Source organism: Achromobacter sp. UBA4530 (genome assembly GCF_002388205.1).
GTDB lineage: Bacteria > Pseudomonadota > Gammaproteobacteria > Burkholderiales > Burkholderiaceae_B > Achromobacter > Achromobacter animicus.
The window spans coordinates 357,567-378,310 of sequence record NZ_DGMA01000009.1; the positions used below are offsets into that span (position 1 = coordinate 357,567).

The following is a 20,744-nucleotide window of genomic DNA, read 5'->3' on the forward strand; positions in this document are numbered from 1 at the left end:
GGGGAAATCGGGCGACGAATCGGCGCGAATCAGCGCCTTCATGCCCGGCCCACGCTGACCCAGTAGCGCGTGCGATAGCGCAGCCTCAGGTCCAATACGCCGGCAAGCACCTCGAGCGCCTTGTCGGTGTCGTCGATCCGGAACGCGCCGGTGACTTCGCGGTGCGCCACGTCGGCGTCGCAGCGCACGATGCCGGTGCGATAGCGGCCCAGCTCGGCCACAAACCGGTCTAGCCGCATGCGGTTTGCAACCAGCATGCCGCCGGTCCAGGCCGGCGCCGTTTCGTTCACCGCGGTCACGGGCGACAGGCTGCGGCGGTCGAACTCGGCCTGCTCGCCCGCATGCACGACCCGGCGCGCCTGCGCTTGCGCGTCCGGCTCCACCTGCACGGCGCCTTCGAACACCGCGACGTGCGTGGCGCCCCGGCTGTCGTCCATCTGGCGCACGGAAAAGCGCGTGCCCAGCGGCGTCAGCAGGCCGTTTGGCGTTCTTACGCCGAAAGGCCGGCCTGCGTCGTCGGTGCCTGTAGCGATCAGGATCTCGCCGCTGCGCAGTTCGATGCGGCGCTGCTGCGCGTCATAGCGCATCGCCACGGCCGAATCGGTGTTCAGGGTCAGCACGGTGCCGTCGGGCAGGTGCACGACGCGCTGCTCGCCCGTCGCGGTGCGATAGACCGTGCTGCCGTCCCACAACCCTTCGCGCGCGCCCATCCAGCCCAGCGCGCCCAGGCCGACGCCGGCCGCCATCCATTTGAGTGCGCCGCGGCGCGAGCGTTGGTCGCAATAGCGCAGGATGGTCTGCCCCGCTGCGGCGGTCGACACGTTGCCGGTGGTGGCAGCCTTCAGATCCTGGCTGATGCCCTGCAGGCGCTGCCAGGCCAGTTCGTGGCGCGCATCTGCTTCGCGCCATTGCGTACAGGCGGCCTGCGTGGCGGCGTCCGGGGCGTCGCCGGCGCGCATCATCCACTGCGCCGCCTGCCGGATGATGTCGGGATGCACCCGCTCGGTGTGCGCGGCGCTCATGCGTACAGCACCGTGTAGCAGTGTTCCCACGCCTTGATCATGTCGCGCTGCACGGCCGCCACCGAAATGCCCAGCTCGCGCGCCACGTCCAGATAGGGCAGGCCTTCCACCTGCGCCAGCACGAAAACCCGGCGCACCCGCGCCGGCAACTGCTCCATCATGCGGCACACTGCATCCAGCGCCTCGACCACCAACGCATGCGTCTCGGGACTGGGCGCCACGTCTTCGCTGCGCGCGGCGAGCGTCTCAAGGTAGGCTTGTTCGATCGCCCGGCGGCGCGATTGGTCGATCAGCAGACGCTTGGCGACCGTGGTCAAAAAGCCGCGCGGCTCGGCAAACGCGGCGCGAGATTCGCTGCGCATGACGCGTTCGAACGTGTCGTGCGCCAGATCGGCGGCATTATCGGCATTGCCGGCAAGCCGGCGGCGCAGCATCTGTACAAGCCAGCCATGGTGCTCGCGGTACAGACTGACGAATTCGGCGGAGGACGCAAAAGGGGCGGGCGGCACGGGTCTGCGGGTCAGATGCTAATGGGAATGATTGCTAATTGTAGCCAATCAGCGGCGCGTGGCTATTTCTTTTCACGCCCGCCCATTCCCGCTGCGCCCAAGCCGCGGTCGCGGCCTTCCGCTATCTGGGGTTGAAAGGGGCGCCCGCCCGGCGTCGAAAGCCCCGCACCCTCAAGCCCTTCAGGCGTCGGCTGCGCCCAATCTCCACAGCGACGTCATTTCCTTCGACCGCGCTGCAAACAACGGATCCGACGCGTCCCGCGCCTTGCCGTGCACCGGCCGCGTATCCAGCTTGTCGATCACGCGCAGCCCGGCGGTTTCGATCATCTCCAGCAACTGCTCGCGCGTGCGCAACCCCAGGTGCTCGGCCAGGTCCGAAAGAATCAACCAGCCTTCGCCATTCGGCGTCAGATGGTCTTTCAATCCATTCAGGAACCCGCGCAGCATGCGGCTGTCCGGGTCGTACACGGCATGTTCCAGCGGCGAGCTGGGCCGCGCGGGCAGCCACGGCGGGTTGCAGACGATCAGCGACACGCGGCCTTCGGGGAACAGGTCGGTCTGTTCGACCTCGACCTGTCCCGACATGCCCAGACGTTCCAGGTTCTCGTGCGCGCAGGCGATGGCGCGGGCATCCGTGTCAGTGGCGATGACGCGCTTGCCGCCACGGCGGGCAATGACTGCGGCCAGAACACCGGTGCCCGTGCCGATATCAAACGCCACGCTGCCGCGCGGCATGGGGGTGTTGGCGACCAGGTCCACATATTCGCCGCGCACGGGCGAGAACACGCCGTAGTGCGGGTGGATGCGGTTGTTCAGCGCGGCAATCTCCACGCCCTTCCTGCGCCATTCATAGGCGCCGATCAGGCCCAGCAGTTCGCGCAGCGACGCCACGAATGGCGTATCGCCCGGCACGTTCGCGGCTTCGCAGGCCGGATGCGCGTCGGGCGCGCGGCGCAGGGGGATGGTGTGGCCGGCATCGAAGGGAATCAGCAGCATGCCCAGGATGCGGGCGCGCTGCGACTGGACCTGCCGATGCTGGTTGAAGGCTTCGAGCTGGGTTTCGACCGGCTTGCGCGGGCGCTTGTCGACGCGGCGCGTGATGGCCTGCAACAGCTGGCGCGCGTTCTGGAAGTCGCCGCGCCACAGCAGGCCGACACCTTCGCAGGCGTGGCGGTAGGCCATGTCGGCGGTCAGCGTGTCGTCGGCGACGATGACGCGCTTGGGTGGCGTGGCGCCGGTTTCCGAGTGCCAGCGGGCCGAGCGGGCGACGCCGTTTTCTTCCCAATGCAGTTCAGGCGCGTTCAAGAGGTCGCTCCGGTGGGGAAAAGGGGGAAGGGCAGGATCATGGGAAATGGCACATAAAAGATAAGGGCGCGGGCTGCCAATGTAGCAGCTTCGCGCCCTGGAACTGCCGCGCGGCGCATGCGGCGCCGCGACAGGATGGGGTCAATGGAACAGGACGACGGCCTTTTGCAGCGTGATCCAGATGCCCCAGGCCAGCGGGATGCCGACGCACGCCCATGCAAAGGCGATCAGCGCGGGCGGGGTGCGGAAGCTGGACTTGCCCACGCCGTGGGTTTCGGCGGCGACGGCGCGTTCGTGCGCCAGCGCCTTTTCCTTGGCCAGTTCCTCGTCGGTCATGAAGTACTTGGCGTTGACCGGGCGGATGGCCAGGTTGCACAAAAAGCCCACGACCAGCATGCCGGCCAGGATGTACATGGTGATGTCGTACACCTGGGCGCGCGGCACGCCGATGGACAACTGGTATTCGCGGATGTAGTTGACGAGAACCGGGCCGAAGATGCCCGCCGCCGACCACGCGGTCAGCAGCCGGCCGTGGATGGCGCCCACCATCTGGGTGCCGAACAGGTCGGCCAGGTACGCCGGCACCGTAGCAAAGCCGCCGCCGTACATCGACAGGATGACGCAGAACGCCGCCACGAAGAGCGCCAGGGCGCCGATGTGCGCGGTCCAGGGGATGGCGGCGTACAAAAAGAAGCCCAGCACGAAGAAGACGAAGTACGTCATTTTGCGGCCCAGCTTGTCCGACAGGCTGGCCCAGAAGAAGCGGCCGCCGATGTTGAAGAGGCTGAGCAGGCCCGTGAAACCGGCGGCAATGGCGGCGATGGCCGCGAGCTGGTCCTTGTCGAGCTGGCCAAAACCCAGTTCAGGCTTGTCGATCAGTCCGCCGCCGAAGACTTCTTGCAGCAGCGGCGACGCCATCCCGAGAATGCCGATGCCCGCGGTGACGTTCAGGCACAGCGCCCACCAGACCAGCCAGAACTGCGGCACGCCCCACACGCGCTTCACGTGGACGTGGCGCTGCGTGATCATCACGTTATTGACCTGCTTGGCGGGCGGCGTCCAGCCCGCGGGTTTCCAGCCCGTGGGCGGCACGCGGTAGCCCAGGGCGCCCGACATCATGAAGATGAAGTACACCAGCGCCATGGTCAGAAAGGTCTGCCAGACGCCCGGCGAGGTCGGCGTGGCGAAGTGTCGCATCAGCAGGTCGGCCAGCGGCGCGCCGATCATGGCGCCGCCGCCAAAGCCCATGATGGCCATGCCGGTCGCCATGCCGCGGCGGTCCGGGAACCACTTGATCAGCGTGCTCACCGGCGAGATATACCCCAGCCCCAGCCCGATGCCCCCGATCACGCCCGACCCCAGCCACAGCATCCACATCTGGTGCAGGTAGATGCCGATGGCCGAAATGACCAGGCCGCCGCACCAGCACAGCGCCGACACGACGCCTGCCTTGCGCGGGCCCGCGCGTTCCAGCCAGCCGCCCCAGAGCGCGGCCGAACACCCCAGCAGCACGAAGAACAGGGTGTACATCCACCCCATCGTCGAGATCTTCCAGTCACAGCTCGTGGTGAAGAGCTCGGCCACGAGGCTCATGTCCGGCGGGCAGGCCAGTGGTTTCGCGCCGCCCACCACCTTGGACAACGGCAGCCAGAACACGGAAAAGCCGTAGGCCATGCCGATGCACAGGTGGATGGCCAGGGCGGCCGGCGGCACCAGCCAGCGCGAGAAGCCCGGCCCCGCGATGGTGCGTTCTTTGTCGAAAAAACCCGGCCTTGAGCCGGGCAGGTCCAGGGTGGCGCTACTTTCCATGATGTCTCCTCAGGGGTGCGGCTTTATAGCGTGCGTAGCCCGGAAAAGCCCGGTGACGCCGCCTCTTTTATGGATCTGTTGCTGTCCTGCCACTTCGGGGCGGGCCGTCATGCGGCGGCCCGGGTGCGCTATGCGACGCGCGCAAGCGGGGTGAGACGCTCGCGATGCTGGGTGACCGCCTGCAGCACCAGCGGATGCAGCTGTTCTTCGCCGGCGTCGCCGTCGGGGCTGCGCGCCAGGAAGTCCAGCAACTCGTTCCGCATGCGCGGTTCCCAGAATTTCTGGATGTGATTGGTGACGCCTTCCAGCGCCTCGGGCCGGTCCGGCATGGCGTCGAAGAACTGGCCGATGCGGTTGGCCATGCGGATCAGGTTGACGATTTCCATGCTGTCTGGCGTCCGGTTCAGGTAAGAATGCGTTCGGGGTGGGTGTAGATGGCGGCGTCGCCATCGCGCGTGAAGCCCAAGAGCGTCACGTTGGCGTCAGTGGCCAGGCGGATGGCCAGGGCGGTGGGGGCGGAGACCGAGGCCAGCACGGCGACGCCGGCGGATGCCGTCTTTTGCACCATCTCGAAGCTGGCCCGGCTGGACACCACGACGATGCCGTCGCTGCCATTGACCGCCTGGCGCGCCAACGCACCGGCCAGCTTGTCCAGCGCGTTGTGGCGGCCCACGTCTTCGCGTACAAAAGCGACGGCGCCATCGGCGCCCGCCCAGCCCGCCGCGTGCGTGGCGCCGGTGATGTCGTGCAGCGTCTGGCGCGCGCGCATGTCGCGCATGGCGGCCAGCACGGCCTCGATGCGCACGGGTGCGCCGTTGGTCACCGGGGCCACCGGCCGCAGCACTTCGGGCAGGGTTTCGACACCGCACAGGCCGCAGCCGGTGCGTCCGGCCATGGCGCGGCGCCGCGTCTTCAGCTGCATTTCACAGGCGGACGAGATCTCCAGCTGAACGACGATGCCGCCGCATTGCGGCAGCAGGTCGATGCCGCGCACGTCGCTGACGCTGCCGATGATGCCTTCGGACAGCGAGAACCCCACGGCAAAGTCTTCCAGGTCCGCCGGCGTGGCCAGCATGGTGGCGTGACTGATGCCGTTGTATTCCAGCGCCACCGGCGTTTCCTCGGCGACGTAGTCAGTCTCGGCGTCGGGGGCGATGGCCCCCGACCGCACGCGGATGACCTGGGTCGGCGTGCAGTCGGGGCGGGCGGTGGTCGGCGTAGGCATGGGATCCCTGGCGTGCTGGCTGTCGGTTACTTCCCGGTCAGCGCCGCCTCGGACTCGCGCGAGCGTTCGCGCAGGAGCTTTTGCTGGATATCCGCAAATCGCGACCATTGCCGCTGCCATTCCGACGGCTGCGACACGCGCGTCACCTGCACGGCCGTGACCTTGTACTCGGGGCAGTTGGTCGCCCAGTCGGAGCTGTCGGTGGTGACGACGTTGGCGCCGGACTCGGGAAAGTGGAACGTGGTGTATACCACGCCCGGCTGCACGCGGTCGGTCAGCGTGGCGCGCAGCACGGTTTCACCCGCGCGGCTCTGGATGCCGACCCAGTCGCCCTCGGCCACGCCCCGGTCCTCGGCGTCCTGCGGATGGATTTCCAGCACGTCCTCGCCGTGCCACATGACATTGGGCGTGCGGCGGGTCTGCGCGCCCACGTTGTACTGCGACAGGATGCGGCCGGTGGTCAACAGCAGCGGGAAGCGGCGCGTGCTGCGTTCATCGGTGGGCACGTACTTGGTGATCATGAAGCGGCCCTTGCCGCGCACGAACTGGTCGATGTGCATGATCGGCGTGCCGTCCGGCGCGTCGTCGTTGCACGGCCATTGCAGGCTGCCCAGCTTGTCGAGCTTGTCGTATGTGACGCCGGCAAACGTGGGCGTCAGCCGCGCGATCTCTTCCATGATCTCGCGCGGGTGCTGGTAGTTCATGGGGTAGCCCAGCGCGTTGGACAGCGCCACGGTCACTTCCCAGTCGGACTTGCCGTTCTTGGGTTCCATCACCTTGCGCACCCGGGAAATGCGGCGCTCGGCATTGGTGAAGGTGCCGTCCTTTTCCAGGAACGAGGAACCCGGCAGGAAGACGTGCGCGTACTTCGCGGTCTCGTTCAGGAACAGGTCCTGCACGACGATGCATTCCATCGCCGCCAGCGACGCCGCCACGTGCTGCGTGTTGGGATCGGACTGCACGATGTCCTCGCCCTGGCAGTACAGACCCTTGAACGACCCGCCCAGCGCGGCCTCGAACATGTTGGGGATGCGCAGGCCGGGCTCGGGCTGCAGCGTGACGCCCCAGTCCTTTTCGAATTGCGCGCGCACGGTGTTGTCGGAGATGTGGCGGTAGCCGGGCAGTTCGTGCGGGAACGAGCCCATGTCGCACGAGCCCTGCACGTTGTTCTGGCCGCGCAGCGGATTGACGCCCACGCCCTCGCGGCCGATGTTGCCGGTGGCCATCGCCAGGTTGGCGATCGCCATGACGGTGGTCGAACCCTGGCTGTGCTCGGTGACGCCCAGGCCGTAATAGATGGAGCCGTTGCCGCCCGTGGCAAACAGGCGCGCCGCGCCGCGCACCGCCTGCGCCGGCACGCCGGTGATTTCTTCCATGGCTTCCGGCGAGTTCTCGGGCAGCGAGACGAAATCGCGCCATTCCCGGAATGCCTTTTCCTCGCAGCGCTCGGCGACAAAGTCTTCGGCGATCAGCCCCTCGGTGGCAATGACGTGCGCCAGCGAGGACAGCAGCGCGGTGTTGGTGCCGGGCCGCACCTGCAGGTGGAAGTCGGCCTTGATGTGCGGCGAGCTGACGAGCTCGATGCGGCGCGGATCGATGACGATGAGCCGCGCGCCTTCGCGCAGCCGCCGCTTCAGGCGCGAGGCGAACACCGGGTGCCCGCTGCTGGGGTTGGCGCCCATGACGATGACCACGTCGGTATGCATGACGGAGTCAAAGGTCTGCGTGCCCGCCGATTCGCCCAGCGTCTGCTTCAGGCCGTAGCCGGTGGGCGAATGGCAAACGCGCGCGCAGGTGTCGACGTTGTTGGTGCCGAAGGCGGCGCGCACCAGCTTTTGCACCAGCCACGTTTCTTCGTTGGTGCAGCGCGAGGACGTGATGCCGCCCACCGCGTCGCGTCCGTACTGGCTCTGGATGCGGCGGAACTCCGAGGCCGCGTAGTTGATGGCTTCGTCCCAGGACACTTCCTTCCAGGAATCCGTGATGTGCTTGCGGATCATGGGCTTGAGCACGCGTTCCTTGTGCGTGGCGTAGCCCCAGGCGAAGCGCCCCTTCACGCAGGAATGGCCGCGGTTGGCCTGGCCGTCCTTCCAGGGGACCATGCGCACGACTTCCTGGCCCTTCATTTCGGCCTTGAAGCCGCAGCCCACGCCGCAGTAGGCGCAGGTGGTGACGACCGAGTGCTCGGCCTGGCCCATCATGATGACGGTCTTTTCCTGCAGGGTGGACGTGGGGCAGGCCTGCACGCAGGCGCCGCAGGACACGCATTCGCTATCGAGGAAGGGCTGGTCCTGCCCGGCCGACACATGCGAATCGAACCCCTTGCCGGAGATCGTCAGCGCGAAGGTGCCTTGCGTTTCTTCGCAGGCGCGCACGCAGCGGTTGCAGACGATGCATTTGGACGCGTCGAAGGTGAAGTACGGATTGGATTCGTCTTTTTCGGCCTTCAGGTGGTTGGCGCCCTCGTAACCGTAGCGCACGTTGCGCAGGCCCACCACGCCCGCCATGTCCTGCAGTTCGCAGTCGCCGTTGGCCGGACAGGTCAGGCAGTCGAGCGGATGGTCCGAAATGTACAGTTCCATCACGCCGCGCCGCAGGTCGTGCAGCTTGGGGGTTTCGGTAAAGACCACCATGCCGTTCTCGGCGGGCGTCGTACAGGACGCCGGATAGCCGCGGCGGCCTTCGATCTGCACCAGGCACAGGCGGCAGGAGCCGAAGGGTTCCAGGCTGTCGGTGGCGCAGAGCTTGGGAATGTTGATGCCCGCATCCGCGGCCGCGCGCATCAGCGACGTGCCTTCGGGGACGGTGATCTCCTGGCCGTCGATGGTCAGGGTGACGGTCTTTTCGGACACGCGCGCCGGCGTGCCCATGTCGCGATCGCGCTTGATGACGGTTTCTAGCATGGCGGTCTCGGGTTCAGGCCGCGTGGGCGGCAGACTGGGAGGACTCGATGCCGAAGTCCTGCGGAAAATGGTTCAGCGCGGACAGCACCGGGTAGGGCGCCATGCCCCCCAGCGCGCACAGCGAACCGCCAAGCATCGTGTCGCAGAGGTCGCGCAGCAGATGCACCTGCTGCTCGCGCTGGTCGCGGCTTTGACCGCCAGCGGCGATCTTGTCGATGGTTTCCATGCCGCGCGTCGAACCGATGCGACAGGGCGTGCACTTGCCACAGGACTCGATGGCGCAGAACTCCATGGCGTAGCGCGCCATGCGCGCCATGTCCACGGTGTCGTCGAAGGCGACGAGGCCGCCGTGGCCGATCATGGCCGAGATCTGGATATAGGCTTCGTAGTCCAGCGGCACGTCCCATTGCGATTCGGGCAGATAGGCGCCCAGCGGACCGCCCACCTGCACCGCGCGCAGCGGCCTGCCGGACGCGCTGCCGCCGCCGAATTCATACAACAGATCGCGCAGGCTCAAACCAAAGGCCTTTTCCACCAGCCCGCCGTGCTTGAGGTTGCCCGCCAACTGGAACGGCAGCGTGCCGTGCGAACGGCCCACGCCATAGTCGCGGTAGTACGCCGCGCCTTTGGCCAGGATGATCGGCACGGTGGCCAGGGAAATCACGTTGTTGATGACGGTGGGCTTGCCGAACAGACCGGAAATGGCCGGTAGCGGCGGTTTGGCTCGCACCACGCCGCGCTTGCCTTCCAGGCTTTCCAGCAGTGAGGTTTCTTCGCCGCAGATGTAGGCGCCGGCGCCCTTGCGCACCTCCAGATCGAAGCGGCGGCCGCTGCCGTGCACGTCGTCGCCCAGCCAGCCGACGCTGCGGGCGCGCGCGATGGCGGCTTCGAGCGTGGCGATGGCGTGCGGGTATTCGGACCGGACGTAGATGTAGCCGTAGGTCGCACCCACCGCCAGCCCGGCGATGGTCATGCCTTCGATCAGGACGTACGGATCGCCTTCCATCAGCAGGCGGTCGGCAAACGTGCCCGAGTCGCCTTCGTCGGCGTTGCAGACGATGTACTTGGTGTCGCCGGGCGTGCCCGCCACGGTCTTCCATTTGATGCCGGTGGGGAACGCCGCGCCGCCGCGGCCGCGCAGACCGGATTCGACCATTTCGTCGACGATCTGGGCGGGCGCCATGGCCAGCGCGCGCTTCAGGCCTTGCAGCCCGCCATGCGCGGCGTAGTCCTGCAACGACAGCGGATCGATCACGCCGACGCGGGCGAACGTCAGGCGCTCTTGATGCTTGAGGTAGGGAATTTCCTCGGTCAATCCCAGGTGCAGCGCGTGGTCGCCGCCCGTGAGCCAGCCGGCGTCGAACAGCGAGGCCACGTCTTCCGGCTGCACCGGGCCGTAGGCGACGCGGCCTTGCGGCGTGGCGATTTCGACCAGAGGTTCCAGCCACAGCAGACCGCGCGAGCCGTTGCGCACCACCTGCACGGACAGGCCGCGCTGGTCGGCCATGCGTTCGATGTCGCGGGCCACGGTGTCGGCGTCCATGGCCAGCGCCGCGGCGTCGCGCGGCACGTAGATGACGACGGGGGCGCTCATGGCGTGTCCTCCAGCGTGCGGGCCAGCAGGCGATCAAGCTTGGCTTCGGTGACGCGGGCGTGGGGCTGGCCGTCGATCATGACGGCGGGCGACTGCGCGCACAGGCCCAGGCAATACACCGGCTCCAGCGTGAAGTTGCCGTCCGGCGTGCTGCCGTGGAAGTCACAGCCCAGCGTGGTGCGCGCGTGGGCGGCCAGGCGTTCGCCGCCCATGGACTGGCAGGCTTCGGCGCGGCAGACCTCGAGCGTGTGGCGCGCAGCCGGCTCGGTGCGGAAATGGGGATAGAACGTGATGACGCCGTGGACTTCGGCGCGGGAGAGGTTCAGGGCCTCGGCGATGGTTTGCACCGCCTCGGCCGGAATACAGCCCAGTTCGTGCTGGACCGCGTGCAGCACCGGGAGCAGCGGGCCGGGCTGGTCTTGCAGCCGGGCAAGGATGCGGGCCGTGGCCGCGATGGCCGGGGTGGTGGATGCCTGGGCGGCGTCCAGGGCCAGCTTGCCGCCCCGGGCCCCACCGCTGGATGCCAGATCGGATTTTGCCTCGCGCAGGTGCACGTCGGTCTCCTCCTGTGTTGCGTGACCCCGTCAACGGGGGCTTATGTGGCGGTCGGATGAGGGCAAATTAATATGTTTAAAAAAACATATAAAACATCCATCCGCCGCGTTATTTGTGTACTCTAACGAGGTACTTGAACGCCTTCAATAAGAAATAAATGACATATAAGTTCCGAATCGGCCTGCGGCCGCAATGGACATTGGGCGGAGACGACGAGGCGACCCCCGTGCCGTTGCAGGACATGCTTGCGCTGCTGGCGGCCATCGACGCCACTGGCAACATCGCCGGCGCCTGTCGCGCGTGCGGGCTGTCGTACCGGCACGCCTGGGGCGTGTTGCGGCGCTTCGAGACGCTCTTTGGCACGCAACTTCTCATCACCAATCGCCGCCAGGGCACGCAGTTGTCGCCGTTTGCGGAGCGCCTGCTGTGGGCGAACCGGCGGATCGAGGCGCGGCTGATGCCCACGCTGGACAGCATGGCGTCCGAACTGCAAGAGGAACTTGAACGCCTGCTGCCCGAAAGCGGTCCTCACCTGCGCCTGCATGCCAGCCACGGCTTTGCGGTGGAATCGCTGATGCAGCACATGAGCGCCCGCACGCCCGGGCTGGAACTGCGCTATCGCACTGCGATCGAGGCGCTGGCGTCGCTGGAACGGCACGAGTGCGATCTTGCGGGTTTCCAGGTGCCGCTGGGCGATTTCGAATCCCCCATCATGGAGCGCTACGCGCAGTGGCTGCATGCGGACGATTACATGCTGATCCATCTGGCCGTGCGCAACACGGGGCTGTTCGTCACCGCCGGCAATCCCAAGCAGATCCGCGGCATGGCGGACCTGGCGCGCCGCGACGTGCGCTTCGTAAACCGGCAGATCGGTTCCAGCACGCGCTATCTGGTCGGCCTGATGTTGCAGCGCGCCGGCGTATCGATCGGCGAAGTGCAGGGCTACGAAACCAACGAATTCACCCACATGGCGATCGCCGCGCACATTGCCAGCGGCATGGCCGACACCGGGGTCGGCGTGGAGACGGCGGCGTGCCGATTCGGACTGGACTTCATCCCCTTGGTGCGCGAGCGGTATTTCTTCGCCATCCGCAAGGCGTCGTTGGACACGCCGGCCATGCAGGATCTGCTATCCATCATGCGCGGGCCGGACTATGTCGGTTACGTGGGCCAGCTCGTCGGCTACGACGCCCGCGATACCGGCCGGCTGCAGACCCTGGACGAGGCGTTCCCCCGTGAACGCGCGCCGCGATCCGCCGGGATATGATGTGCCAATGAGCAAAGTGATTTTCCTTGCCGATCACCGCGGCGCGCCGCTTTCCGTGCCGCCCGGGGAACTGCCGCCGCCCGGACAGCCCGCGCTGGACCAGCGCGCGCGTCCGCTGCGCGACCTGCGCATTTCCGTCACCGACCGCTGCAACTTCCGCTGCACCTACTGCATGCCGCGCGAGGTCTTCGACAGCAGCTACAGCTTCATGCCGCATTCGGCGCTGCTGTCATTCGAGGAAATCAGCCGGCTGGCCGGCATCTTCACGCAGTTGGGCGTCGAAAAAATCCGCCTGACCGGCGGCGAGCCGCTGCTGCGCAAGCACATCGAAAACCTGGTCGGCATGCTGGCCGACCTGCGCACGCCGCAGGGCCGGCCGCTGGACCTGACGCTCACCACCAACGGCAGCGTCCTCGCGCGCAAGGCCGCCGCACTGAAAAGCGCCGGGCTCACCCGCGTGACGGTCAGCCTGGATGCGCTGGATGCGGCCATGTTCCAGGGCATGAGCGACAGCGGCTTCACGCCGGACGACGTGCTGCGCGGCATCGATGCCGCGGCAGAGGCGGGCCTCGCGCCCGTCAAGGTCAACATGGTGGTGCGCAAAGGGCTGAACGACGGGCAGATCCTGCCCATGGCCGAGCGCTTCCGCCACAGCGGCCACATCCTGCGCTTCATCGAATACATGGACGTGGGCAACAGCAACGGCTGGAACCTCGACGAAGTGGTGCCGTCGCGCGAAGTCCTGGACCGCATCGGCGCGGTCTATCCGCTGGAACCCGTGGAATCCGTCGAAATGGGCCGCGTGGCCGAACGCTGGCGCTACGTGGATGGTGGCGGCGAGGTCGGCGTCATCTCCAGCGTCACGCACGCCTTCTGCGGCGGCTGTACGCGGGCCCGCCTGTCACCCGAAGGCAAGCTCTACATGTGCCTCTTCGCCCATGAAGGCCACGATCTGCGCGCCCCGTTACGCGACGGCGCGACGGACGAGGAAATGGCGCGCATCCTGGCGGGCATCTGGTCCGCGCGCGGCGACAACTATTCCGAACTGCGCGGCCAGAACATGGCTGACCCGTCGCGCAAGATCGAGATGAGCTACATCGGTGGCTGAATCGTCAATGGCGCGTGACGACGTGGCTGGATTGATCCTTGCCGGCGGCCAGGGCTCCCGCATGAATGGGCAGGACAAGGGACTGATCATTTTGCGCGGCGAACCGATGGTGGCGCACGTGGCGCGTTGTCTGGCGCCGCAGGTCGGACGCTTGATCATCAGCGCAAACCGGCATGCCGCGGTGTATGCGCAATACGGCGAGGTGGTGGCGGACGGTGCGCCAGAACTGGGAGACTGGCAAGGGCCGTTGATGGGCATCGCGGCGGCGCTGTCGGCGGTTTCCGTGCAAGATATCGCCGCGCCGCAGTGGCTGGTCGTCTCGCCGTGCGACACCCCTTTCGTGCCCGCCGGTCTGGCACAGCGCCTGATCGGCGCGGCACTCGCCGCAGATGCGTCAATGGCCTATGCCGTCGCCCACGGCCAGCGGCATTCCGCCTGCATGGCGCTTCGCACGGCGCTGCTACCTGAATTGCTGGCCTACCTGCGCGGTGGTGACCGCAAGGTCGGGTTGTGGCAGGCGAGGGCGGGCGCGGTCGAAGCGAATTTCGACGACGCGCCGCCGCATGCCTTCATGAACGTCAACACGCCAGAAGATCTGGCGCTGGCGGAACGCTACGCCAGCCAGTGACGCAGGTCGTAGTACGAGACCGTGTCCCTGTCCTGCACCAGCACATCCGCCGGCAGGCGCGCCAAGCCAGTGGACCACGGCAATGAGCTGATCACGCCCGACCCCTGATGGCCGTAAGGCACGAGCTCGCTGCCGCCTTCGTCCGCCACGCGGCACTGCACGCGCAGGAATTCCTCGCGGCCATCCTGGCGCGGCTGCGCGGTGCGCAGCGGCAGTTGGCTGACCGGCGGGAAAATTTCTTCGCGGCCCTGCATGCGGCGCATCAGCGGCGTCACCAGCGTGGCAAAGACGGCATAGGCCGACACCGGATTGCCCGGCAGGCTGACCACGGGCTTGCCGTCGATCTGCGCCAGCGCCACCGGCTTGCCGGGCTTCATGCGCACCTTCCACAGCGACAGCTCGCCGCCCAGCGCGGCCAGCGCCGGCTTGACCAGATCGCGCTCGCCGACCGACACGCCGCCCACGCTCAGCACCAGATCGCAATCGGCCAGCAGCGTCTTGAAGGCGGCCAGCAGGTCGGCCTCGGTATCGCGTGCATGCAGCACGTGGACGGGCAGGGCGCTCATGCCGCGCACCATCGCCGCCAGCATGGGGCCGTTGGAGTTGTAGATCTGTTCCGTGGCGCGCGGCTGGCCCGGCAGGACCAGTTCGTCGCCCGTTGTCAGGATGCCGACGCGCAACTGGCCGTAAACGGGCACTGTGGCCATGCCTTGCGAGGCCAGCAGGGCAACGTGCGCGGCCTGCAGCAGCGTACCCGCCGGCAGCAGCGCGGCGCCTGCCATCGTGTCTTCGCCGCGGCGGCGGATGTGCTGGCCCGGGCGCGGCTCGCGCGAAATCTGCACGTGGCTGTCGGCTTCGGTCGTGTCTTCCTGCATGACGACCACATCGGCGCCCGCGGGAATCACGCTGCCGGTGAACAGGCGAATGGCTTGGCCGGGTTTGAGCGGCTCGGGCACGTCGCCGGCGTAGCAGCGCTGCTGGATCGGCAGTCGCGCTTCCGGACTCCAGTCGGCCAAGCGCAGCGCGTAGCCGTCCATGGCGCTGTTGTCGGCCGGCGGAATGTCCACCGTGGCGTCAAGATGGGTGGCGAGCACCCGGCCGCTGGCATTCGCCAGGTCGACGTGCTCGGTGCGTTGGAGGGGGGCGGCGGCGTTGGCCAGCAGGGTCTGAGCTTGATCGAAATCCAGCATGGGTGTCAGGCTTCTTCTTCGTGATTCTTGAATTGCGAGGCGAAATTGCAGGGGCGGTGGCCACTGTCGAGCTGCTCGCGCAGGATCTTTGTCCAGGCGATCTCGCAGGCGTTGTTCGAGCCGGGCAGGCAGAAGATCAGTGTCTGGTTGGCCGACCCCGCGAACGCGCGCGACTGGATCGTGGAGCTGCCGATCTCGGTGTAGGAGATCTGGCGGAAGAGTTCGCCGAAACCTGAAATCTCGCGGTCCAGCAGCGGCAGGATGGCCTGCGGCGTGTGATCGCGATGCGAGAAGCCCGTGCCGCCGGTGGTCAGGATGACCTGCACTTCCGGGTCGGCGATCCAGTCGCTGATGACGCGGCGGATCTGGTAGATGTCGTCGCGCACGATGTCGCGCCGCACGCACTGATGACCGGCCTGCGCCAGGCTGTTCGCCAGCAGGTTGCCGGACGTGTCATCGCCCGCGCTGCGGGTGTCGCTGATCGTCAGTACGCCGCAGCCCAACGGGACCGGGATGGCTTCGCTCATGGATTCTCCTTTTTGTCGGCAGTGTCTTCGTCCCAGGCGTCCGTGCGGTCCTGGTCGGATTGGCGCTGTTCCACCCAGAAGCTGTCGCCGCCCGCCAGGGTTTCGCGCTTCCAGAAGGGTGCGCGCGTCTTGAGCGCGTCGATGATGTATTCGCAGCCGCGGAAGGCGTCGCCGCGATGGGCGCTGGCCGCCGCCACGTACACGATCTGCGCGTTGCGGTGCAGCGCGCCGACGCGGTGGACGATGACCGTGCCGGCCAGATTCCAGCGCGCGCGGGCGGTGGCGGCAATATCTTCGAGCTCGCGCTCGCACATGCCCGGATAGTGTTCAAGAAACAGCGTGTCGGTGGGCGTGTCCGGCGCATAGTCGCGCACGTAGCCCACGAATGTGACGATGCCGCCCACGCCGGGGCCGGCGGATTCCCGCAGCGCGGCGGTGAGCGCCGCGCTGTCAAAGTCGGCTTCCTGGACGCGGATCATGGCGTCAGCCTCCGGTGACCGGTTCAAACACCGCGACTTCGTCGCCGGCGCGGATAGCGGCGGTGGGCTTGGCGTGCGTCTGGTTGATGGCCAGCTTCAGGCGCGTGGCCGGTTCCAGCTGGGGATAGCGTTCGCCCAGCTCGGTCAGCAATTGCGCGCCGGTGGATTCGCCCTGCACGGGCCAGGTTTCGGTGCGCTTGCCGACCAGTTCGGCCACGCGCGCGAAATACAGCAGATTAATCGTTGCGCCATTCACCGCTTTTACCTCCCGCCTTGTACTTAAGGCGAACTTGTTCGATCACGATGCCTTTGTCGGCCGCCTTGCACATGTCGTAGATGGTCAGCGCGGCCACGCTGCACGCCATCATGGCTTCCATCTCGACGCCCGTCTTGTAGCTGGTGCGGCAGGTGGACAGGATGTCGATGCGATGCTCGGCGTCGTTCAGGGCGAATTCCACGCCGACGAACGACAGCGGCAGGCTGTGGCACAGAGGGATCATGTCGGCGCAGCGTTTGGCGGCCAGGATGGCGGCCACGCGCGCCGTGTTCAGGACCTCTCCCTTGCCTTGGCCCGGCTGGGTCAGCAGGCCATAGGCCACGGCGTTCATGCGGATGCTGGCGGCGGCGACCGCCACGCGCTCGGTGTCCGTCTTGGCGATGACGTCGACCATGCGGACCTGGCCGGCTTCGTCCAGGTGACTCAAGGTGGGGGTGGTCTCGGACATGGAAATCGGGATCAAGAATTGTTAATGAATGAAAAGAGCGGGGCCGGGCAAGCCGGCCGGGTCCGCTGTTCCGCCTATGATAGACGAGCAGTAAAGGGGGCGCGATAATCGCGCCTGCAGTCAGTGGAAGGTTGGATCGCCTTCAATATGTATCAGGAGACTTTCAATGCCCGTGCGGATGCCCAAGCTACGGTTCACCCGACGCGCCGGCAAGATTCTCCTGGGTATTGTGGCGTTCGTGCTGATTCTGTTTGGCGTTGCGGCCTGGCAAGTGCCAAAGGTGCTGCACGGCGTCCTGACTGACGATGTCTCGAAGATGATCGGCCGCGACGTTTCCGTCGGCAAGATCACCTTCAATCCCTTCACGCTGACCGTCCGCGCGCAAGACCTGGCCGTGGCGCAGCCCGGCGCGCAGACGCCGTTGCTGACCTTGGCCGAACTGGATGCCAGCGCATCGTGGACATCGCTGTTCTGGTTTGCACCGGTGGTCGATCGTCTGACGCTGCGGCAGCCTACCATCGCCATCGTCCGCGAAGACGTCCTGCGCTTCAATTTCTCTGACATAGAACAACGCGTCGCCGAATTGGCCGCCGCCAAGCCTGACGAGCCGCCCAAGCCGGACGAAGGCCTGCCGCGTTTTTCGCTGAACAACATGGTGATCGAGAACGGCACGATCACGCTGGACGACAAGGTCACCGGCCGCAAGCAGGTTGTCGACGAGTTCGCCATCGGCATCCCGTTCATCTCGACCTTCGGCTATGCCACCGACATCGACGTGCAGCCGCGCCTGCACCTGCGCATCAACGGCAGTCCGTTCGACCTGACCGGCGTGGCGCGTCCGTTCGACGTGGTGCCTTCATCCACCTTGCGCGTGGCCTTTGACGGCCTGCAACTGGAAAAGTGGGCGGACGTCTGGCCCATGCCGCTGCCGTTCAAGGTCGAGAGCGCACTGCTGGATTCGAACCTGCAGGTCGTTTTCGAACAACCCAAGGACGCGCCGCCCAAGATCCGCGTCGTCGGCGATCTGGGCTTGCGCCGTCTGGACGTGCGCGATCCGTCCGGCGGCAGTCTGGCCGCGTGGAGTGCGTTGACCGTCAGCCGGCTGGAACTGGAGCCGATCGCGCGGCAGGTGTATATCGGCGAGGTCGGGCTGTGGGCGCCGCAGATCCATGTGCGGCGTCATGCGAATGAGCACTTGAACTGGCAGGATGTTGTCGCCGGACTGAAGGCGCTGGGCGGGGTGGAGCCGACCGCCACGCCTGTCCGCGATGAAATGCGCAAGGCCAGCGGGCTGAAGCCGCTGGCTGCGGGCGGGGCGCCTGCATCGGCGGGGACACCTGCCGCGGCAGGTGCGCAGGCGCCGGGTACGCAATCGCCTTCGACCTCGGCCCCCGTCGCCAAGGCAGACGCCGGGACGGGGTCAACGGCGCAAGCGCCCACCGGACCAGCGTCAGGCGCGCCACGCCCCGCTGACCCGGCCGGCACTGCCCCGACGGCGGCTGGCACTGCCCCGGCCGCCGACACTGCCGCCGCTAGCGCGCCCACCCCCGCACCGGCCGAATGGCAAGTCACCCTCGACGCCTTCAACCTGCATGAAGGCGAGGTCTACGTCACCGACGCGGTCAGCAAGCTCGACTACGTGATGACCGGCTTGGCCGCCACTGTTGAAGGCGTCGAACTGCCGCAGCAGCCGGACCGGCCCATCAACCTGTGGCTGACCATGGACAACAGCACCGATGGCGGCTGGCTGCGCGCCAAAGGGCCGCTCGTCATCAAACCGCTGTCGCTCGACATGAACGTGCGCCTGGGCAATGTGGCGCTCGCGCCGTTGGCGCCCGCCGTGCGTAGCGCTGCGCCGATCAGCCTGCTTGATGGCCGACTGGGCGCCACCGCGCAGGTCCACGTGCGCGAAAAAGGCGGCGTGATCGACGCATCCGCCACCACCGTGCAAGCCGACCTGACACAGTTCAAGGCCCGTGACGAATCGCTCAAGCCCGCGCTCGACATCGCAATGCAGTCCTTGCGCATCACCGCCGACCGCCTCGCCATGGGCCCCGGCCAAAGCAACTTTACCCTGGCCGCTGCCGGCGTCCAGGGCGACGGCAAGCTGGACCTCAAAGGCGTCTTCACCCCGCAGCCGCTTACCCTCAAGACCGCCGTCGACCTCTCCGGCCTGAACGTCGCCAGCTTCGCGCCGTACTTCGCCTCCAGCCTGAACGCCACCGTCCGCGCCGTCACGCTGGGCGCCAAGGGCAACGCCGAATTCATCGCCGCCGCCGGCAACGCCCCGATGAAGGCCGTCTGGAAGGGCGCCGTCGACGTCACCGACCTGGATCTGCAAGACCGCGTCAACAAGGACGACTTCCTGAACTGGAAGCGCCTGGGCTTCGCCGGCATGGACATCTCCGTGGCGGGCGACAAGATCGGCGCCAAACTGGGCGACATCGCGCTCGAAGACTTCTACGGCCGCATCCTGCTCAATGCGCAAGGCCGGCTCAACGTCATGGACCTGGTGGCCGCGCCCGGCCAGGCCGGCGGCTCCATCACGCAGGACACGCAGACCCCAGGCCGCAGCGCCGATACGCCCGCCGCGCCGCCTGCACCCGCAGCGCCTGCGCCGTCCGCCAAGGGCAGCCGGGCAAGCGCCATGCCGGACATCTCGGTCAACAGCGTTACGCTGACTCGCGGACGCATGACCTTCACCGACCGCTTCGTCAAGCCCAACTACGTCGCTGAACTGTCCAGCATCGAAGGCGGCATCACCGCCGTCTCTTCCACCAACCCGCAGCCTGCCAAGGTCAAGGTCACGGGACGGGTCTACACCACCGCGCCGCTCTCCATCAGCGGCGTCGTGCAGCCCTTCGCCCAATACCTGACCCTGGACCTCAAGGCGTCCGCCAAGGGCGTCGACCTGCCACGCTTCAACACCTATTCGGCCAAGTACGTCGGCTACCCCATCAAGCGCGGCAAGCTCTCGGTAGACCTGGAATACAAGATCAAGAACCGCGCCTTGCAGGCCACCAACCACGTCGTACTCAATCAGCTGACCTTTGGCGACAAGACCAACAGCCCCGACGCCACCAAGCTACCCGTGCTGCTGGCCGTCGCGCTGCTCAAGGACTCGCGCGGCAACATCGACATCAACCTGCCCATCTCCGGCTCGCTCGACGACCCCGAGTTCTCGGTCGGCGGCATCGTCGTGCGCGTGCTGATGAACCTGGTCGTCAAAGCCGTGACCTCGCCCTTCAGCCTGCTCGCGTCCGCGTTCGGCGGCGGCGAAGAGCTGTCCTACGTCGAATTCGCGCCCGGCAGCGCCGTTCTCACCGAAGACACGATCCAGCGCATCGATACCCTTACCAAGGCGCTCACCGACCGCCCGGCCCTCAAGATGGACATCAGCGGCCGCGCCGACCCCAAGACCGACTCGGAAGGCCTGCGCCAGGCCTGGGTCGACGCCCAGATCCGCGCCGCCAAGGCCGCCGACGTCGCCCCGCGCGGCAAGAAGCCCGATCCCAAGGGTGTCACGGTCTCCAGCGCCGAACGTGCCAAGTACCTCGAAGACGTCTACGATGACGCAGACCTCAAGGACAAACCGCGCAATTTCATCGGCATGGCCAAGTCCGTTCCGGCCGCGCAGATGGAAGCAATGCTGCGCGCGGCGGCCCCGGTCGGCGAGGATCAACTGCGCCAACTGGCCGATGCCCGGGCGCAGGCGGTATATGAGAAGTTGCAAGCCCAGGAAGGACTCGCGGATCGCGTGTTCATCGTTGCGCCGCAGCTGGACGCCGATGGCATCAAGGACGAGGGGCAACCCTCACGCGTGGACTTCTCCCTGAAGTGAACTCGGCAGGCCCGGGCAGGGACGCGAGGCGCGTCCCTCCGTGCCCGTCTTTTACCA

18 protein-coding genes are annotated in these 20,744 nt (G+C 67.0%); 4 read left to right on the forward strand and 14 right to left on the reverse strand.

Going from position 1 to position 20,744, the window contains the following annotated elements:
* Positions 1-38 precede the first annotated feature (38 nt).
* The 9 genes from B2W22_RS11095 to B2W22_RS11135 form a co-directional block, all read right to left on the reverse strand.
* A complete protein-coding gene (locus tag B2W22_RS11095; protein ID WP_286937663.1) occupies positions 39-1,022 on the reverse strand; it encodes a FecR domain-containing protein in 984 nt (327 codons plus the stop codon).
* Positions 1,019-1,531, reverse strand: coding sequence for a sigma-70 family RNA polymerase sigma factor (locus B2W22_RS11100; RefSeq protein ID WP_175124502.1), 513 nt, complete (start codon positions 1,529-1,531; stop codon positions 1,019-1,021). Before B2W22_RS11100 ends, B2W22_RS11095 begins: the two co-directional genes overlap by 4 nt.
* A 180-nt stretch (positions 1,532-1,711) precedes the next feature.
* Positions 1,712-2,836, reverse strand: coding sequence for a methyltransferase (locus tag B2W22_RS11105; RefSeq protein ID WP_175186293.1), 1,125 nt, complete (start codon positions 2,834-2,836; stop codon positions 1,712-1,714).
* 141 nt (positions 2,837-2,977) lie between these two features.
* The gene (locus tag B2W22_RS11110; RefSeq protein WP_175124504.1) at positions 2,978-4,645 is read right to left on the reverse strand and encodes an OFA family MFS transporter; all 1,668 of its coding nucleotides are present in this window, start codon (positions 4,643-4,645) and stop codon (positions 2,978-2,980) included.
* A 128-nt stretch (positions 4,646-4,773) separates the two neighbouring features.
* Positions 4,774-5,031, reverse strand: a complete 258-nt coding sequence (locus B2W22_RS11115; RefSeq protein WP_105240256.1) for a formate dehydrogenase subunit delta — start codon at positions 5,029-5,031, stop codon at positions 4,774-4,776.
* Between the two features lie 17 nt (positions 5,032-5,048).
* Positions 5,049-5,870: a formate dehydrogenase accessory sulfurtransferase FdhD gene (gene fdhD, locus B2W22_RS11120; RefSeq protein WP_175124505.1), complete on the reverse strand. Its 822-nt coding sequence runs from the start codon at positions 5,868-5,870 to the stop codon at positions 5,049-5,051.
* A 26-nt stretch (positions 5,871-5,896) separates the two neighbouring features.
* Entirely contained in the window at positions 5,897-8,773 is a 2,877-nt protein-coding gene (gene fdhF / locus B2W22_RS11125; protein WP_286937667.1) for a formate dehydrogenase subunit alpha, read from the reverse strand.
* A 13-nt stretch (positions 8,774-8,786) separates the two neighbouring features.
* Positions 8,787-10,367 (reverse strand): formate dehydrogenase beta subunit, encoded by a 1,581-nt coding sequence (locus B2W22_RS11130; RefSeq protein WP_286937668.1) that lies wholly within the window; start codon positions 10,365-10,367, stop codon positions 8,787-8,789.
* Positions 10,364-10,921 carry a formate dehydrogenase subunit gamma gene (locus tag B2W22_RS11135; protein ID WP_286937669.1) on the reverse strand — a complete coding sequence of 186 codons (558 nt, stop codon included), beginning with the start codon at positions 10,919-10,921 and terminating at the stop codon, positions 10,364-10,366. The genes B2W22_RS11130 and B2W22_RS11135 overlap by 4 nt, the downstream gene beginning before the upstream one ends.
* A 158-nt stretch (positions 10,922-11,079) precedes the next feature.
* Between B2W22_RS11135 and B2W22_RS11140 the strand changes: the two genes are divergently transcribed.
* The 3 genes from B2W22_RS11140 to mobA are packed head-to-tail and all read left to right on the forward strand — an operon-like array spanning position 11,080 to position 13,925.
* Complete coding sequence (locus tag B2W22_RS11140) at positions 11,080-12,189, forward strand: substrate-binding domain-containing protein (RefSeq protein WP_286937671.1); 1,110 nt, start codon at positions 11,080-11,082, stop codon at positions 12,187-12,189.
* A 7-nt stretch (positions 12,190-12,196) separates the two neighbouring features.
* A complete protein-coding gene (moaA, locus tag B2W22_RS11145; protein ID WP_175124510.1) occupies positions 12,197-13,297 on the forward strand; it encodes a GTP 3',8-cyclase MoaA in 1,101 nt (366 codons plus the stop codon).
* A 7-nt stretch (positions 13,298-13,304) separates the two neighbouring features.
* Positions 13,305-13,925: a molybdenum cofactor guanylyltransferase MobA gene (gene mobA / locus B2W22_RS11150; protein WP_286937741.1), complete on the forward strand. Its 621-nt coding sequence runs from the start codon at positions 13,305-13,307 to the stop codon at positions 13,923-13,925.
* Here the strand turns inward: mobA and glp are convergent.
* The 5 genes from glp to moaC are packed head-to-tail and all read right to left on the reverse strand — an operon-like array spanning position 13,910 to position 16,846.
* Positions 13,910-15,115, reverse strand: a complete 1,206-nt coding sequence (glp, locus tag B2W22_RS11155) for a gephyrin-like molybdotransferase Glp (protein ID WP_286937675.1) — start codon at positions 15,113-15,115, stop codon at positions 13,910-13,912. The genes mobA and glp overlap by 16 nt on opposite strands.
* Positions 15,116-15,120: 5 nt before the next feature.
* A complete protein-coding gene (gene moaB / locus B2W22_RS11160) occupies positions 15,121-15,642 on the reverse strand; it encodes a molybdenum cofactor biosynthesis protein B (RefSeq protein WP_286937677.1) in 522 nt (173 codons plus the stop codon).
* Positions 15,639-16,121 carry a molybdenum cofactor biosynthesis protein MoaE gene (locus tag B2W22_RS11165; RefSeq protein WP_175124513.1) on the reverse strand — a complete coding sequence of 161 codons (483 nt, stop codon included), beginning with the start codon at positions 16,119-16,121 and terminating at the stop codon, positions 15,639-15,641. The genes moaB and B2W22_RS11165 overlap by 4 nt, the downstream gene beginning before the upstream one ends.
* Before the next feature lie 4 nt (positions 16,122-16,125).
* Positions 16,126-16,377, reverse strand: a complete 252-nt coding sequence (locus B2W22_RS11170; RefSeq protein WP_286937679.1) for a MoaD/ThiS family protein — start codon at positions 16,375-16,377, stop codon at positions 16,126-16,128.
* On the reverse strand, positions 16,358-16,846 hold the full coding sequence (moaC, locus tag B2W22_RS11175; RefSeq protein ID WP_175124515.1) for a cyclic pyranopterin monophosphate synthase MoaC: 489 nt from the start codon (positions 16,844-16,846) through the stop codon (positions 16,358-16,360). The genes B2W22_RS11170 and moaC overlap by 20 nt, the downstream gene beginning before the upstream one ends.
* Positions 16,847-17,012: 166 nt before the next feature.
* Here moaC and B2W22_RS11180 point away from each other — a divergent pair, with 166 nt between their 5' ends.
* A complete protein-coding gene (locus B2W22_RS11180; RefSeq protein ID WP_286937681.1) occupies positions 17,013-20,687 on the forward strand; it encodes a DUF748 domain-containing protein in 3,675 nt (1,224 codons plus the stop codon).
* Positions 20,688-20,744 lie beyond the last annotated feature (57 nt).

Bases quoted from the DNA above. Each gene is read 5' to 3' on its own strand.
- B2W22_RS11110 (WP_175124504.1), bottom strand. From the start codon at position 4,645: ATGGAAAGTAGCGCCACCCTGGACCTGCCCGGCTCAAGGCCGGGTTTT.
- B2W22_RS11180 (WP_286937681.1), top strand. From the start codon at position 17,013: ATGCCCGTGCGGATGCCCAAGCTACGGTTCACCCGACGCGCCGGCAAG.
- glp (WP_286937675.1), bottom strand. From the start codon at position 15,115: ATGCTGGATTTCGATCAAGCTCAGACCCTGCTGGCCAACGCCGCCGCC.
- moaC (WP_175124515.1), bottom strand. From the start codon at position 16,846: ATGTCCGAGACCACCCCCACCTTGAGTCACCTGGACGAAGCCGGCCAG.
- mobA (WP_286937741.1), top strand. From the start codon at position 13,305: ATGGCGCGTGACGACGTGGCTGGATTGATCCTTGCCGGCGGCCAGGGC.
- fdhF (WP_286937667.1), bottom strand. From the start codon at position 8,773: ATGCTAGAAACCGTCATCAAGCGCGATCGCGACATGGGCACGCCGGCG.
- B2W22_RS11165 (WP_175124513.1), bottom strand. From the start codon at position 16,121: ATGATCCGCGTCCAGGAAGCCGACTTTGACAGCGCGGCGCTCACCGCC.
- B2W22_RS11140 (WP_286937671.1), top strand. From the start codon at position 11,080: ATGACATATAAGTTCCGAATCGGCCTGCGGCCGCAATGGACATTGGGC.
- fdhD (WP_175124505.1), bottom strand. From the start codon at position 5,870: ATGCCTACGCCGACCACCGCCCGCCCCGACTGCACGCCGACCCAGGTC.
- moaA (WP_175124510.1), top strand. From the start codon at position 12,197: ATGAGCAAAGTGATTTTCCTTGCCGATCACCGCGGCGCGCCGCTTTCC.
- B2W22_RS11095 (WP_286937663.1), bottom strand. From the start codon at position 1,022: ATGAGCGCCGCGCACACCGAGCGGGTGCATCCCGACATCATCCGGCAG.
- moaB (WP_286937677.1), bottom strand. From the start codon at position 15,642: ATGAGCGAAGCCATCCCGGTCCCGTTGGGCTGCGGCGTACTGACGATC.
- B2W22_RS11130 (WP_286937668.1), bottom strand. From the start codon at position 10,367: ATGAGCGCCCCCGTCGTCATCTACGTGCCGCGCGACGCCGCGGCGCTG.
- B2W22_RS11115 (WP_105240256.1), bottom strand. From the start codon at position 5,031: ATGGAAATCGTCAACCTGATCCGCATGGCCAACCGCATCGGCCAGTTC.